Here is a 12,574-nt window from a genome sequence, read left to right on the forward strand (position 1 = left end):
AAAACGCCTGGCTTGTACCTGGCTGTTATTGTTCGTTGTGCGCGCGATGACGCGTGTCCCAAAATGCCATCAATAACCCTAACACTAAACCGGCCACGTGTGCCGCGTTAGCGATCGACATTCCTAAAATATCGAAATATCCCGCTACCAGCCACAGAACTGAAAACACCATCAGGCCGCGCGGTAGCATCAGGCCGCGTTCCGGCGCTCTTTCACCGCTGAGCCAGCAGTAACCCATCAGCGCGTAGACTACGCCGGACAGGCCGCCGAACAGGGCACCGCTAAACAGTGACTGCGCCCAGCCGCTGAAGAAGGCCGAGACCACCGCCAGCACGAACAGTTTGCCGGCGCCGAGGCGTTTTTCCAGCGGGCCGCCGAGATACCACCACCACAGCAGGTTAAAGGTGATATGCAGCAGGGAGAAATGCAGGAAAGCGTGGCTGACCCAGCGCCACAGTTGCAGGTATTGGCTGCTGTTTTGCGGCCAGGAGAGCCAGTACATCACCGTGTCGTCGCCCAGCGCCTGCATCAGGATATAGACCGCAATGCACAGCACCATCACGCCCAGCGTCAGCGGCCCGGCTTTGCTGCGCAGGGTTTGCAGGTAGGAAAAGCCCTGGTAGTGCAGATCGGCGTCGGTATTACCGGCCTGCCAGCTGGCGGCGCGATAGCGACTGTTGAGCGGGTCGATCAGGAACTGCTGCAGCTCGTGCTGAACCTGCTCCAGATGATGGTCGTCTGCCAGCCAGATTTCCGCCGTCTCGCCGGTATTGTGCACCTTTAGCTCAATGCCCTGTGTCGTCATGTAGTCGACAAAGGCCTGCGCCAGGCGGGGATTGGATACGGCGATTACTCTAACCATTGCTCTTCCGTCTAAGTGAATGATTTTAGCCGCCGGTGACCCGACGGCGTTGACGGCCGATTATACCGTCGAAATCCTGAGCGCAGGCAAAGGATCTGCGAAAAACCAGTAAAAACACTCACTAACGGCGCGAGAAAGGAACCCGTCGCAGGGACGGAAAAGGATTATACGGAGGTTTCAACGTCCTGCGGATACTGGCGCGCCCAGGCCTCAAAGCCGCCGTCGATGCTGTACACCGCGTCAAACCCCTGATGCAGCAGGTATTGCGCCGCGCTGCGGCTGCTGTTGCCGTGGTAGCACATCACCATCACCGGCCGCTCGAAGTCATTCTGCTGCATAAAAGTTTGCAGGCTGGCGTTGGTAAGGTGAAAAGCGCCCGGCGTATGCCCGGCTTCAAAACTCTGTGGATCGCGGATATCGACCAGGGCGGCACTGCCGTCTTTCCAACGGCTGTACGCCTGCTCAACGTTGATCGCTTCAAACTGTTCCATGACTTCCGACTGCCTCGTAATTAGTAATGTCGCTATTGTAACCAACTCCGAGGCAATTAAGACCAGAGCAATATTATGGTTTTTAGGCGGCGTATCGGCTTCATACCTTAAACTGCATTTTTGAAGCTTATCCTGCGGGCTGACAGCCATGTTCTTAGGGACAGAAACAAAAAAACCGCCGAGATGGCGGTTTTTTTGTGCTAGTCCGGTAAGCGGCCATTCCAGCAGGTTTGATACTGATGTAGTGCAAGCACGATCCGGTGTTCATATTTTGTTCTGCTTAACATGCAGTGTCAAGTGTCAGGCCAGCATAAAAGGCATATAGTATTTGTGGGCTTTTCCGTCACCTTAAGCAAGTGGGCATCGGTTTTGGGGAAAGGATTCCAATAGCCGTAAATGCAAGCACGGTTCGGTGCTTGCTTTTCACGGTGGTATCACCGGTGGTGCTGACGTGAAGCGGTTTGAGCATGGACCGCACAATGAAACGATACTTTTGTGTTGTGCTCGTTGTATCTGGTGTGATGTTGTCGACTGGAAAGGGAAGTTGGAATCTCTCCGACAACGTTATTTCGGTAACAATCTATCACCAGAGCAAGTAAGCCAGATGGCCGCTTTGCGGCCATCTTTTACCTCAACAGCCCTTCCACGCGCTGTTGAGGTGGTCTTTTAAGCGCCGTAGCCCATCATCTTCAGCAACTGCTGAGCTTGCTGTACCGCTTCCTGTCGGTGGGCGACGCCCAGCTTTTGGTACAGGTTGCGGATGTGGGTTTTGATGGTGGTGGCCGCCACCGCCAGCTCGCCGGCGATCTGGTCATTGCTGTAACCGGAGTAAATCAGCCCCAGCACCTGCCATTCGCGCTGCGTCAGCGGGCTGGTGCGGATCAGTTCCGGCACCTGCGGGTGCGTTAATAGCTTATCGACGAAATTCTCGTCAAAATGCGCGAACTTATGCCGATGATGTTGATTGATGTCGCGCAGAATACGTTGGGCGCGGTGGTTTTCCAGCTCCGGCAGCGTATTGAGCTGGATCAGTTGGCGCAACTGCTGCGCCATCGCTTCGCCTTCAATGACAAAGTGGCTGATAAATCCGGTGCGGCTGGCCAGTGACAGCGCCTCCATCAGTACCTTTTGTGCGTCGCTTTTGCGTTCCATCTGCCAGTAAAGTTGGTTGCTGAGCAGCAGGTTACGGTTCAGATCGCTGACCAGTCGCAGACGGCGGGCGTTTTCGTTGAGTTCGTCCAACACCACCCCGGCCTCTTCATACTGGCCCAGCATGATTTGCACCCGGGCAATGTTGCGCCACTGGCCCTGCATAAAGTGGTTGTCCGCCATGCCGGGTTTTTCGGTCTGACGCAACCATTGGGCCGCCGCCGCGGTGTCGCCGGTCATCTGCCAGTGGATCACCCGCGGTTTATCGGCGTTGGTTAGCCAGTCGCGATGGTACTGGGTGCCGTGCAACAGCACTTCGCAACGTTGCATGTGCGCGTTGGCATTATCCAAATCGCCACGCGCCAGTGAACATTTTGCCAGCATGGCAATGCATTGCAGCTGCTGCTGAGGTTGGTAGTTGGCCAGGATTTTCAGGCCTTCGCGGGCCGCATCTTCCGCTTCGTCCAGCCGCGACCATGACCACAGGATCTGCGAACGGATGCGCAGCAGGAACTCATGCATCGGCAACTGTTCCAGGTGCTGTTCACGCACCAACTCAAAAGCTTTGTCCTGAGTTTCGTAGGCGGCCTGCAGGAAACCCTGTGCAATCAGAATTTCGCTCTGCTGCAACAGCGCCCACAGCGCATAGTGGTATGCCTGATGACGCCGGGCCATTTGCTCGGTTTGCTGCATCATCGGCAGCGCCCGGGCCAGTTCGCCCTTGCAGTGATGGACTTCGCCGGTCACCGAAGTGGCGACAATACGGCTGTAATAGCTGGAAAGTGGCAGGAACTTCAGCGCTTCGGTGGCCAGACGCTCGGCTTCTTCCGGTTTACCGGCGTTGATCGCCACCTGGGCGCGCAGGGCGTCAAATTCGGCCTGCAAGGTGCGGTCAACCTCAATTTTTTGCTCGCGCATCGCCTGTTCGGCCCGCTCCAGCAGGGTGTTCACTTCGCTGTAGCGATGTTGACTCTGTGCCAGCCAGGCCTGCAGCAGTGCCAGCTTGGGATTTTGAATCAGCCGTTCATAGGGGAGTGCATTCAGACACTCTTCCAGCAGGGCCAATTCGCTGTGATGGAACAGTGACCAGGCGTGCTGCAGCAGGATGTCGCGCAGCATGCTGACGTCGCTGGCCGCCAGTGCGTGATGAATGGCCTCTGCCGGGTAACCCAATGCCAGCCAGCCTTCGGCGGCGGCGCGGTGCAAGCCGGGCAGTTCCAGGGCCAGCTCCCATTGGCAGCGTTGACGCAGGAAAGTGGCGAACAGTGGGTGGAAGCAGAACCACTCACCGCTGTCGTCCATGCGATGGATAAACAACCCCTGGCGCTCCAGCTCTTCCAGCCGTTGCTGGCCGTTGTCTTCGCCGGTCAGGCGTACGATCAGCGCATCGTTCATGGAACGCAATACCGAGCAGCGCAGCAGGAAGGCGCGTGCCTCGGCGTCGACGTGATCCAGCACTTCGTCCACCAGATAATCCGACAGGTGGCTGGCGTTCAGCCCGGCCAGGCGTTTGGCCGACTGTTGGGCGGAAGAGGTAGACTGCCGGGCAGACAGGGCGATCAACTGCAGCGCGGTGGCCCAACCTTCGACCTCATCGCACAGGCGGCTGCTGTCTTGCTGCTCCATTGGCGCGACCAGGCGGCAGTCGAAGAATTGTTTGGCTTCCTGATGGGTAAATGCCAGTTGTTGTGTGCCCATTTCCAGTAACTGGTCGCGTACGCGCAGGTTGGCGATGCCCAGCGGGGGCAGGGTACGGGACAGCAGGATCAGCGTCAGGTTTTCCGGCTGGTGGCGCAGGAAAAAGCGCATGGCTTCGTGAATGACATCATTGGTGATCAGGTGGTAGTCATCAATCACCAGGTATAGCGGCTGGTGCCAGTCAGACAGTTCGATAAACAACTGGGCAAACAGCGCCGACAGGCTGGCGTACTGATGCTTTTGGCTCAGTGCTTCGCTCTTCACGCAGTGACCGCCGCTGGCGAGTTGCAAGGCGGCGATCAAATAGCTGGCGAAACGCTCGGGCTGGTTGTCGCTCTCATCCAGCGAGTACCAGCCTAAGTCTGATTTACCGGCCGCCCACTGTGCGACCAGCGTTGTTTTTCCGTATCCCGCAGGGCAATTGACCAATGTCAGACGATAGTTGGCCGCGCTGGCTAATTTGGCCAACAGGCGATCGCGGATCACGGTATTTTGCAGCCGTACCGGGCGGCTCAGTTTTGATGGGATCAGCATAGTATTCCAGAGTGAAAAGCGCGGTTCCCGCCGCCGTAGGCCTGCCCGATGGCGTTTTTTTCATCGTGACGCCTGCCGGGATCGGAGTGAGGCTAATTATTTTATGGCTCGTAATTAATCCCCCTCCTAACTTCTGACAACGTTAAACGTATTGCAACAAGGTTCAGCATTGGCTTGGAGTTAAATTGCTATTGATCACACTTTTTTACGTTTGCAGGCAATTCCTTGTGGAATAGCCGTGGTGTGGCACGGTTTGGTGACGCAGATACAGAAAAGCATTTCTGGCAATCTACGCCACTATAGCCGGCGCAATAACTATGCTAACGTCATTGAACAAGTTTTCAGCGTATTCTCAGTGCTCGCTGCCTTCGTCGGTGGGCTTTTTTGCATGATGCAAGGGAGTCAAAAAGTGCCTGAGATCACAATTTTAACTACGCCCCAATCCTCCTCCCCAGCTAATCCCCAGGCGGGATGATGCCTTCACTGCTTCGCCCCGGCACGATAACGGTAATTTGACCCACTTACTGGATAGAGAGTTTTCCTTATGTCACAGCCTACGCTTAAAAAGGATGCTTTTCTGGCGGCACTGACCCGTCAGTGGCAACAGTTTGGCCTCAGTTCTGCACAACAGATGACCCAGCACCAATGGTGGGAAGCGGTAAGCCGCGCACTGGCCGAGCAGCTTGCTGCACAGCCTGCGCCGCGTAAAAGCAGTAAGCCGCTGCGCCATGTGAACTACATTTCGATGGAGTTTTTGATTGGTCGCCTGACGGCCAACAACCTGATTAACCTGGGCTGGTACGACACCGTCGAGCAGGCATTGGCGGAACAGGATATCAAGCTGGCAGACCTGCTGGAGCAGGAAACCGATCCGGCGTTGGGCAATGGCGGGCTGGGGCGTTTGGCGGCCTGTTTCCTGGATTCGATGGCGACGGTGGAACAACCGGCCACCGGCTACGGGCTGAATTACCAGTATGGGCTGTTCCGTCAGTCGTTTAGCGGCGGCCAGCAGCAAGAGGCCCCGGATAACTGGCAGCGCGAGAGCTACCCGTGGTTCCGCCACAATGCGGCGCTGTCTGTGGATGTCGGCATTGGTGGGAAACTGGAAAAACTGGCCGATGGCCGCGAACTGTGGCGTCCTGAGTTTACCCTGCGCGGCGAAGCCTGGGACTTGCCGGTGCTGGGCTTCCGTAATGGCGTGACCCAGCCGCTGCGCCTGTGGCAGGCGACCCACCAGCATCCGTTTGACCTGAGCGATTTCAACGACGGAAAATTCCTGCAGGCGGAGAAGCAGGGCGTAGAAGCGGCCAAGTTGACCAAGGTGCTGTACCCGAATGATAACCACCAGGCGGGCAAGCGCCTGCGCCTGATGCAACAATACTTCCAGTGCGCCTGCTCGGTGGCCGATATTCTGCGTAAGCACCATCTGGCAGGGCGCAAGATTGAAGATCTGCCGAAGTACGAAGTGATCCAGTTGAACGACACCCATCCGACCATCGCCATTCCGGAAATGCTGCGCATTCTGCTGGATGAACATCAGTTGGACTGGGATGCCGCCTGGGCGATTACCAGTAAAACTTTCGCCTACACCAACCATACCCTGATGCCGGAAGCGCTGGAGTGCTGGGATGAGAAACTGGTGCGCAGCCTGCTGCCGCGTCATTTCTCCATCATCAAGCAGATCAACGCCAACTTCAAAAAGCTGGTGGATAAACACTGGCCGGGCGACGACGCGGTATGGGCCAAACTGGCGGTACACCATGACAAACAGGTGCGCATGGCTAATCTGTGCGTGGTCAGCGGCTTTGCGGTCAACGGCGTGGCCCAGCTGCACTCCGATCTGGTGGTGAAGGACCTGTTCCCGGAATATCACCAACTGTGGCCAAACAAATTCCATAACGTCACCAACGGCATCACGCCACGTCGCTGGCTGAAGCAATGCAACCCGGCGCTGTCAGGGCTGATTGATGAAACGCTGAAGGTGGAGTGGGCGAACGATCTCGATGCCCTGAAAGGGCTGGAGAAATACGCCGATGATGCGGCATTCCGCCAGCGTTATCAGCAAATTAAACGCGATAACAAAGTCATATTAGCCAACTACGTGCACGACGTGATGGGGCTGACGCTGAACCTGGACGCGATTTTCGACGTGCAGATCAAACGCCTGCACGAATACAAACGCCAGCATTTGAACCTGCTGCACATTCTGTCGCTGTATCGCCAACTGCGCGATAACCCGCAGCTGGATATCGTGCCGCGGGTCTTCCTGTTCGGCGCTAAAGCGGCACCGGGCTACTATCTGGCGAAGAACATCATTTATGCGATCAACCAGGCAGCGGAAAAGATCAACAACGATCCGCTGGTGAAGGATCGACTGAAAGTGGCGTTTATTCCTGACTACCGTGTGTCCGTCGCTGAACTGATGATCCCGGCGGCGGATATCTCCGAGCAGATCTCGACCGCAGGCAAAGAGGCTTCCGGCACCGGCAACATGAAGCTGGCGTTGAACGGCGCGCTGACCGTCGGCACCCTGGATGGCGCTAATGTGGAGATCGCCGAGCAGGTGGGCGAAGACAATATCTTTATCTTCGGCAATACCGTGGATCAGGTAAAGGCGCTGCTGGCGAAAGGCTATGATCCGCTCAGCTACCGCAAGAAAGACAAGCACCTGAAGGCGATCCTGGACGAGCTGGCAAGTGGTGCGTTCAGCCATGGCGACAAGCATGCTTTCGACATGATGCTGCACAGCCTGCTGGAAGGGGGCGACCCTTACCTGGTGCTGGCGGACTTTGCTTCTTACTGCAAAGCTCAACAGCAGGTAGACGAACTCTATCGTGACCGTGATGAATGGACGCGTCGTACTATTCTTAACACCGCGCGTGTCGGTATGTTCAGTTCGGATCGTTCGATCCGCGACTACCAGCAGCGTATCTGGCAAGCCAAGCGTTAAGGAGAGCGAATGGATCGCAAGGTCATCGATCAGGCGGCCGCTCAGGCGGGTATCGCTGCCGATTATATTAATGCCCACGGTCAACAGCAGGCGATCGCTGAGGACACCAAACGCCGATTGCTGGACGCCATGGGGCGCGGCACTACCCCGCAGGAGGTGGCAGTGACGCCGCTTCCGGCGGTGAAGGTCTTCTATCAGGGTACGCCGGTGGCGTTGCCATTGGCGGGTAGCGGTGAGTATCTGTGGACGTTGCAGCGCGAGGACGGCGGCCAGCAGCAGGGGCGCGCCAGCGCACGTAAAACCTTTACCCTGCCAGGCGAGTTGCCGCCGGGGTATCACCAACTGACGCTGAAGCAGGGCGAGCAGCAGTGGCCGTGTCGGCTGATCGTGGCGCCGAAACGCTGCTATGAACCGGATGCCTTGCTGACCGGAAAGAAGCTGTGGGGCGCTTGCGTCCAGCTTTACACCCTGCGTTCCGATCGTAACTGGGGCATCGGTGACTTTGGCGATCTGCGCCAGATGGTGGAGCAGGTCGGTGAACGAGGCGGCGCTTTTGTCGGGCTGAACCCGATCCACGCGCTGTATCCGGCTAATCCGGAAAGCGCCAGCCCGTACAGTCCGTCATCGCGCCGCTGGCTGAACGTGATTTATATCGATGTGAACGCGGTGGAAGATTTCCAGCGCAATGACGCCGCGCAGCAATGGTGGCTGAAACCGGCCACGCAAAAGAAGCTGGCCGCGGCGCGTAGCAGCGAGCAGGTGGATTACAGCACGGTGACGCAGCTGAAGCTGGCGGCGCTAAAGCTGGCGTTCCCGCTGTTCCAGGCACGTAAAGCGAGTGACGCGCAACGTCAGGCATTTGAGCAGTTTGTTCTCGACGGTGGCGACAGCTTGTATCAGCAGGCTGCTTTTGATGCACTGCATGCCCATCTGGCTGCCAAAGACAGCAGCCTGTGGGGTTGGCCGGCCTGGCCTGAGCAATATCAACAGGGCGACAGCGCTGCGGTGCAGCAATTTTGTCAGCAACAGCAGGATCAGGTGACGTTTTACCTGTGGCTGCAGTGGTTGGCGGCCAGCCAGTTCGCCGATTGTTTCCGCCAGAGCCAACAACAACAGATGCCGATCGGCCTGTACCGCGATTTGGCGGTCGGCGTAGCGGAAGGGGGCTCGGAAACCTGGTGCGAGCGCGAGCTTTATTGTCTGAAAGCTTCGGTAGGCGCACCGCCGGATATTCTGGGCCCGTTGGGGCAAAACTGGGGCCTGCCGCCGGTGGACCCCCATGTGATGGCGGCACGGGGCTACCAGCCGTTTATCGATCTGCTGCGCGCCAATATGACCAGCTGCGGCGCGCTGCGTATTGACCACGTGATGGCGTTGCTGCGTCTGTGGTGGATCCCCTACGGTGAAACCGCGGTTCATGGCGCCTATGTGAAATACCCGGTGGACGATCTGCTGGCGGTACTGGCGCTGGAAAGCCAACGCCACCGCTGTATGGTGATTGGCGAAGACCTCGGTACCGTTCCGGTCGAGATTGTCGGCAAGCTCCGCGACAGCGGCGTCTACTCCTATAAGGTGCTGTATTTTGAACGTGATGGGGAGAACCATTTCCGCGCACCGCAGGCCTATCCGGTGCAGGCCATGGCGACCATCACCACCCACGATCTGCCGACGCTGCGCGGCTATTGGCAAAGTGGTGACCTGCAGTTGGGCAACCAACTGGGATTGTATCCGGATGCGGAGATCCTGAAAGGGCTGTTTGCCGACCGTGAACGAGCCAAGCAGGGGTTGCTGGACGGGCTGCATCACTATGGTTGTGTGCCGCAGAAGGTAGGAAAAAAGGCGGCGTTGTTGAATATGAGCCCGTTGCTTAATCGGGGCTTACAGCGTTATGTCGCCGACAGCGCCAGCGCGTTGCTGGGTCTGCAGCCGGAAGATTGGCTGGATATGGCGGATCCGGTCAATATTCCCGGCACCAGCGATCAGTACCCGAACTGGCGACGTAAACTGACCCACACGCTGGAGGAGATGTTTGCCGATCAGCAGGTCAACCGGTTACTGAAGGATTTGGACAAGCGGCGACGCAAGGTCTCGGTAGGGTAATTGACGTAAAAATGCCGGATTGGGCGAACCGAATCCGGCATTTTTTTTATCCGCTGTGGGGCATCTGGCCCTAAAACAGGGGATTAATAATAGGAGTGCTCACCGCGCTGGTGCTCGGTCAAATCGCGCACGCCTTTCAGTTCAGGGAACTTCTGCAGCAGCTCTTTCTCGATGCCTTCCTTCAGGGTCACATCGACCATTGAACACCCGTTACAACCGCCGCCGAACTGCAGGATCGCCAGGCTGTCATCAGTGATTTCCATCAGCGTAACACGGCCGCCGTGGCCTGCCAGCTGTGGGTTGATCTGTGACTGCAGTACGTATTCAACACGCTCCATCAGCGGTGCGTTGTCGTCCACTTTACGCATTTTGGCGTTTGGCGCTTTCAGCGTCAGCTGCGAGCCCAGTTGGTCGGTGACGAAGTCGATCTCGGCATCGTCCAGATAAGGTTTGCTCAGTTCGTCGATATAGGCGGACAGCTTTTCGAACTTCAGCTCGGTGTCTGTCGCTTCAACCGCGTCCGGCGGGCAATAAGAGACACCGCATTCGGCCGTAGGCGTACCCGGGTTGATCACGAATACGCGGATTTGGGTGCCTTCCTCTTGATTTGCCAGCAGTTTGGCAAAGTGTTCCTGTGCAGTATCTGTTATACGAATCATGGCATTAGCTCGTTAGTTCAAATAGTTGACTTCTATACTAGGTTATAATACGCCCATTGCCTTGGCACTACAACGTGCGGCAAACGCACCAAATCTGTATTGATGCGACTCCCTGCCGCTGCAACAACCTGGAAATTTCTGCCACCGTACTGCCCGTCGTCACCACATCGTCCAGCAGGGCGACGTGTCGACCCGCCAAAGGTTCATGACAGCGAAATGCACCGCGTAAATTACGCCGTCGCATACGGGCCGGCAACCGTTGCTGTGGGGCGGTTTTTCGCACCCGGCTCAGGGCGGCTGGGCGGTAGTCGCAGCCCAGCCAGTACGCCAGCGGCCGCGCTAGCAAATCGCTTTGGTTATAGCCGCGACGCCAGCAACGTTTAGCCTGTAAGGGTACTGCTAAAATCACATCGGGTCTGTTCAGATATTGCTCTCGGTGCGCTCGCTGCCAGTTTAGCAAAATTAACCGTGCCAGCAGCGGTGCCAACTCTGGCGTGTGCTGAAACTTGAATTTTTTGATCAGTTGGCGCAACGGGGCTTGGTAGTCGCTGACAAACACCAGCGCCTGCCAGGGGGGCGGCTGTTGCAGGCAGCGGCCACAGGGTAATGCAGCATCCCCGGCAGGCAGGCCGCAGCGGGGGCAGCACAGCGGTTTTGTGGCCATTTGGCGCAGGCAGTAGCTGCAGATACCCTGACGGCTAAGATGTAATGACTGTCGGCATAGCCAACAGCGGCTGCGGATTGATAGCATAGCCGTCCTCCCTGATGGATGAGAATGAAAGGACAATAACGGATGACAGCGTTGTACTGGCAAACAATAGGTGAAGGCGATCGCGATCTTGTGCTGCTGCACGGCTGGGGACTGAATGCGGAAGTGTGGAGTTGCATGCTTGAGCGACTGACGCCGCATTTTCGCCTGCATTTGGTCGATCTGCCGGGCTATGGCCGCAGCCAGGGGTTTGCTGCGATGTCGCTCGAGCAAATGGCGGAAATCGTATTGGATGCCGCACCGGCGCAGGCCTGGTGGCTAGGTTGGTCGCTCGGCGGGCTGGTGGCCAGTCAGGTTGCGCTGATGCAACCGCAGCGGGTACGTGGGCTGATCACCGTGGCCTCTTCGCCCTGCTTTACGGCGCAGGATGACTGGCCGGGGATCCGTCCGGAAGTGCTGAGCGGTTTTCAGCATCAGTTGAGCCAGGATTTTCAGCGCACCGTAGAGCGTTTTCTGGCATTACAGACGCTGGGAACGGAAAGCGCACGGCAGGACGCCCGTCTGCTGAAATCGGTGGTGCTTAACCAGCCGACGCCGAGTGTTGAAGTCCTGAACGGTGGGCTTGAAATACTGCGGACGGCGGACTTGCGTCAGCCGTTGGCGCAGCTGCCGCTGCCCCTGTTGCGGGTTTACGGTTATCTGGACGGATTAGTGCCGCGTAAGGTCGCCGGATTGCTCGACGTCAGTTGGCCACACTCGCCGTCAATCATCATTGCGAAAGCGGCTCACGCGCCATTTATTTCCCAGCCTGATGAATTCGCTGAAATTATCTGCACCTTTGTGGCAAAAAGTGGGATCCGCCGCTAAAACGCACAATAAAGCGTTAAAAAAAGAGCAACTTAGTGGATAAAAAATAAACCTGTCCGATACTTAAGGGGGTAGCTGCGTTGGCTGGGAAATGAAAAAACCGTTCACGGTTTTTTTACTTTGGCGTTTCGTCTCTGGGAAAACGGCTCTCGTCAGGGATAGCAACGAGGTCAGAAGATGTCACGGCAGTCGGTGTTATTACGTATTTACCCTGGACAGTTTTCATAATAAATAAATTATCCATTGAGAGGTATTGTAATGAAATCTTTGAAAATGATTATTGCCGCGTTAGTTGTAGGTTCAGTGTCTTTCAGCACCATGGCAGCAACTTTACTGACCAAAGAAGACGTCGCCAAGAACCCTGAGAAATACACCAAAATTGATACCATCCATACTACTGGTGAAACTGCACCAATGGATGTTAAAGCCGCGCTGTCAAAGCAGGCGGATGAAAAAGGCGGTCAGTATTACGTGATTATCGCCGGTCGCGAACACGGTAAGTTCAGCGCTACTGCTGACGTGTATAAAGATAAGAAATAACGACTGATTAAACAG

9 protein-coding genes are annotated in these 12,574 nt (G+C 56.7%); 4 read left to right on the forward strand and 5 right to left on the reverse strand.

Annotated elements, in window-relative coordinates; translation table 11 throughout:
- Nucleotides 1-25: 25 nt before the first annotated feature.
- The 3 genes from glpG to malT form a co-directional block, all read right to left on the reverse strand.
- Entirely contained in the window at nucleotides 26-862 is an 837-nt protein-coding gene (gene glpG, locus OC597_RS18395; protein ID WP_261260176.1) for a rhomboid family intramembrane serine protease GlpG, read from the reverse strand.
- 164 nt (nucleotides 863-1,026) lie between these two features.
- Complete coding sequence (glpE, locus tag OC597_RS18400) at nucleotides 1,027-1,353, reverse strand: thiosulfate sulfurtransferase GlpE (RefSeq protein WP_112349138.1); 327 nt, start codon at nucleotides 1,351-1,353, stop codon at nucleotides 1,027-1,029.
- 666 nt (nucleotides 1,354-2,019) lie between these two features.
- The gene (malT, locus tag OC597_RS18405) at nucleotides 2,020-4,734 is read right to left on the reverse strand and encodes an HTH-type transcriptional regulator MalT (protein ID WP_099063489.1); all 2,715 of its coding nucleotides are present in this window, start codon (nucleotides 4,732-4,734) and stop codon (nucleotides 2,020-2,022) included.
- Between the two features lie 544 nt (nucleotides 4,735-5,278).
- Between malT and malP the strand changes: the two genes are divergently transcribed.
- Nucleotides 5,279-7,684 (forward strand): maltodextrin phosphorylase, encoded by a 2,406-nt coding sequence (gene malP / locus OC597_RS18410; protein WP_262209931.1) that lies wholly within the window; start codon nucleotides 5,279-5,281, stop codon nucleotides 7,682-7,684.
- A gap of 9 nt (nucleotides 7,685-7,693) precedes the next feature.
- Nucleotides 7,694-9,784 (forward strand): 4-alpha-glucanotransferase, encoded by a 2,091-nt coding sequence (gene malQ, locus OC597_RS18415; RefSeq protein WP_262209933.1) that lies wholly within the window; start codon nucleotides 7,694-7,696, stop codon nucleotides 9,782-9,784.
- Between the two features lie 83 nt (nucleotides 9,785-9,867).
- Here the strand turns inward: malQ and nfuA are convergent, their stop codons facing one another.
- Entirely contained in the window at nucleotides 9,868-10,443 is a 576-nt protein-coding gene (gene nfuA / locus OC597_RS18420) for a Fe-S biogenesis protein NfuA (protein ID WP_012147309.1), read from the reverse strand.
- A 67-nt stretch (nucleotides 10,444-10,510) separates the two neighbouring features.
- Entirely contained in the window at nucleotides 10,511-11,194 is a 684-nt protein-coding gene (gene gntX / locus OC597_RS18425; protein WP_262209935.1) for a DNA utilization protein GntX, read from the reverse strand.
- A gap of 42 nt (nucleotides 11,195-11,236) precedes the next feature.
- Here gntX and bioH point away from each other — a divergent pair, with 42 nt between their 5' ends.
- Both bioH and OC597_RS18435 read left to right on the forward strand, forming a co-directional pair.
- Nucleotides 11,237-12,019, forward strand: a complete 783-nt coding sequence (bioH, locus tag OC597_RS18430; protein ID WP_262209936.1) for a pimeloyl-ACP methyl ester esterase BioH — start codon at nucleotides 11,237-11,239, stop codon at nucleotides 12,017-12,019.
- A gap of 258 nt (nucleotides 12,020-12,277) precedes the next feature.
- On the forward strand, nucleotides 12,278-12,559 hold the full coding sequence (locus tag OC597_RS18435; protein ID WP_085119835.1) for a YdgH/BhsA/McbA-like domain containing protein: 282 nt from the start codon (nucleotides 12,278-12,280) through the stop codon (nucleotides 12,557-12,559).
- Nucleotides 12,560-12,574 lie beyond the last annotated feature (15 nt).

The sequence above is a fragment of the Serratia proteamaculans genome, from assembly GCF_946227095.1.
In the GTDB taxonomy this organism is placed as follows: Bacteria; Pseudomonadota; Gammaproteobacteria; order Enterobacterales; family Enterobacteriaceae; genus Serratia; species Serratia proteamaculans_E.